A 1,267-nucleotide genomic window follows, 5' to 3' on the forward strand; every position below is an offset into this window, starting at 1 on the left:
CGGTCGCACTGCCACTGATAATCTGTGCCTGTGCATGCTCAGTGACGTTGATGACATCGTCACCCGCCACCTTATCGACGGTGATCACTGGCGCTTGCAGATCCACGTGGACAGTATGGCTGGCGTCGGTGCTGTTGCCCGCCTTATCCGCTACGCTTGCACTGACGGTGGTTTGTCCATCGCTGAGCGCTTGCAGATCGGCCGCGGGCACCTTCACCTGCCAATGACCTTGCGCATCAACGGTGGTCTTATAGTCCTTACCGTTCAGGCTAATTGTCACTTCTTGGCCCGCTTGCGCCGTGCTGCTGCCGCTGATCAGCTGGTCGCTGCCCGCTTCTTTAGCATTCAACACGTTGTCTTGCGTCAGGTTATCGATGGTTAGGCTCGGTGCCACGGTGTCGACTAGGATCTCGCGGCCCGCTTGCGCGCTGTTACCGGTTGGCGTGGTGACGCTCACCTCGACGTTGCGTATGCCATCGTAAAGCCCAGACATATCCGCCGCCGGAACGGTTACCGCCCACTTGCCGTCGCCGTCGACCGTAGTCGTATACTGATGACCCGCGAATGTCACGGTCACCGTGCTGCCTGCTGCCACCTCGTGGGTGCTGCCGCTTAATGCCAGATCCTGCCCTTTTTCGGCCGCATTCAGTACATCGTCACCGCTGACGGTATTGATGCTGATCGCCACTTCGGCTAGATCGACGGTGACGGGGTGCAGGATAGCTACCGGGTTACCGGCACTGCTTTCGCCACTGACCGCGATTTGTAGAGTGCCTGCCGCCCAGTTGCTGACATCGCTGCTCGGCACTGCCGCGCTCCACGACCCATCCGCCAGTACGGTCGCGCTGTAGGTCTTACCGTTAATGGTGACGGTTAAGGCGCTGTTGGCAGCGATCCCTTGGCTCGAGCCGCTGACGATCAGGTTTTGGTTATGCTCAAGGGTGTTGACGATGTCATCACCCGCCACGGTATCGACCCGTAAGCCCGGCAAGTTCGCATCGATGCTGATCGTATGCTCGCTATGACCGGTATTACCGGTTTTATTGGTGACCGACGCATCAACCGTCAAGGCACCGTTGCCCATCGCGGTCAGATCGTCACTCGGTACCTTAACGCTCCAGGTTAGATCCTTCGCCACGGTCGCGGTGTAAGTCTTACCGCCCAGTTGAACGGTCACGGTATCGCCCGCCGCCGCACCACTGACTTTACCGCTCAGGGTTTGCCCTGCGGCCAGCTCGCTGGCGTTGATCACATCATCGCCCGCCAC

Annotated in this window: 1 protein-coding gene; it reads right to left on the bottom strand. The window is 59.5% G+C overall.

All coding sequences use genetic code 11. The features are described 5' to 3' along the window. The coding region (locus HGT70_RS16425) for an Ig-like domain-containing protein (RefSeq protein WP_214196573.1) at positions 1-1,267 on the bottom strand (1,267 nt) is incomplete at both ends.

This window comes from Rosenbergiella collisarenosi (assembly GCF_018494085.1).
Classification (GTDB): domain Bacteria; phylum Pseudomonadota; class Gammaproteobacteria; order Enterobacterales; family Enterobacteriaceae; genus Rosenbergiella; species Rosenbergiella collisarenosi.